Below are 1,635 nucleotides of genomic sequence, written 5' to 3' on the forward strand. Positions count from 1 at the left end.
CCGGTCATCAGACCGTCGCGCGGACCGGGACCGAGGCCCGCACCGATGTAGAGCACCGTGCTGATGGCATTGAGCAGGACGGCGCCGAGCATCATCGCGACCCGCACCCGCAGATCCGACGGCGACGGCAGCAGCGCCATTCCGGCGTCCACGGTGACGGCGATGACGATGACGTTGGCGACCGTGCCGATCCCCGGCCGGTTCCGCAGCGGAATCCAGGCCAGCAGGACCGCGACGCCGACCACGGCGGAGGCGATGCCGATGGTCACACCAGTCCGTCCGGCGAGGCCCTGGTGGAATACGTCCCAGGGGTCGAGCCCGAGGCCGGCGCGCACCATCACCGCCATCGAGAAGCCGTAGCCGATCAGGCCGACCAGAAGCGCCACTCCCCGGGCGCTCGCCCGCTTCACGCGTGGTCGGGGAATCGGGCGCGGATGGCGTCGAGCTCGATGCGCATCCTGCGGGCGTCGGCGTCGATTTCAAAGCTGCCGCGCGGTCCGGGCTGAGCGCGGAAGACGCGGCCCATGCCACGCACCTTGCGAGTCATCCGAGAGGTCCAGTGTTGTGCCATGGATCGATATTGACCCTCAACTGGCCTTGCCTTCAATATCCAGTTGAGGCAAACTGGCCTCCATGATCGACGAACTGGCGTGGCGTCGGCTCGATGTGGACCTCCTCGCCCGCGAGCTAGGCAACTGGCGCACCTCCAGTGCCAGCGGGCCGGCCTACCAGGGACTCGCCGACGGTCTGCGCATGCTGATCGTCGACGGCCGGTTGCCCGTCGGCGCTCAACTACCGAGCGAACGGGCACTCGCCGACGCCCTGCGCGTCTCACGCACCACCGTCACCGCGGCGTACACCCAGATGCGCGACGACGGCTACCTCAACGGACGCCGTGGAGCGCGGAGTACCACGGCACTTCCCGTCGTCGCACCGACCACCGCCCCGATCGCAGGCCGCACGGCTCTTACCGGGAACTCGCCGGCCAACCTCGCGGCCGCCACGCTCTCCGCCCCCGCCGCCGCCGTCTCACAGGCGTTCGCCGAGGCCGCCCAAGAGGTCGCCCCCTACCTTCACGATATCGGGATCGAGCTGGTCGGGGTGCCGCCGCTACGCGAGGCGATCGCCGAAAGATATTGTGCGCGAGGGCTTCCCACTGAACCGGACGAGATCGTGGTGACCACCGGTGCACTCAACGCCATCGGCCTCATCCTCGCGACGTACACCCAACCCGGTGACCGCGTGCTCGTCGAGCAACCCACCTATCACGGCGCGCTCGCCGCGATGGCGAGCCGCGGTGTCCGACCGGTTCCGGTGGCGATGACGCATGACGGCTGGGAGCTCGACGCCGTCGACGCCGCCGTACGTCAGCTGTCGCCGAGCCTGGCCTACCTGATTCCGGACAACCACAACCCGACCGGCATGACGTTGCCACCGGCGGGCAGGAGACGCCTCGCGCACATCATCGCCGAAACCCGCACCCGCACCATCGTCGACGAGACGATCACCGACATGTGGCTCGACGAGGCGGTCCCGCCGCCGCTCGCTGCCTCGATGACCAGCAGACGCGACCTCGTGCTGACCGTCGGATCGATGTCCAAGTCGTGTTGGGGCGGTCTGCGCATCGGTTGGATC

The 1,635-nt window shown here is 68.9% G+C and carries 3 protein-coding genes; 1 reads left to right on the forward strand and 2 read right to left on the reverse strand.

The features are described 5' to 3' along the window. Both ACRDUX_RS36550 and ACRDUX_RS36555 read right to left on the reverse strand, forming a co-directional pair. Window positions 1–347: DUF6198 family protein (locus ACRDUX_RS36550; RefSeq protein WP_526421708.1), on the reverse strand; the 347-nt coding region annotated here is incomplete at its 3' end. A 59-nt stretch (window positions 348–406) separates the two neighbouring features. After that, a complete protein-coding gene (locus ACRDUX_RS36555; RefSeq protein ID WP_526421704.1) occupies window positions 407–571 on the reverse strand; it encodes a hypothetical protein in 165 nt (54 codons plus the stop codon). Between the two features lie 62 nt (window positions 572–633). Here ACRDUX_RS36555 and ACRDUX_RS36560 point away from each other — a divergent pair. Beyond that, a partial coding sequence (locus ACRDUX_RS36560; RefSeq protein ID WP_526421706.1) for an aminotransferase-like domain-containing protein occupies window positions 634–1,635 on the forward strand: 1,002 nt, incomplete at its 3' end.

The sequence above is a fragment of the Mycobacterium sp. genome (assembly GCF_050701675.1).
Classification (GTDB): domain Bacteria; phylum Actinomycetota; class Actinomycetes; order Mycobacteriales; family Mycobacteriaceae; genus Mycobacterium.

Bases quoted from the DNA above. Each gene is read 5' to 3' on its own strand.
- ACRDUX_RS36555 (WP_526421704.1), bottom strand. From the start codon at position 571: ATGGCACAACACTGGACCTCTCGGATGACTCGCAAGGTGCGTGGCATG.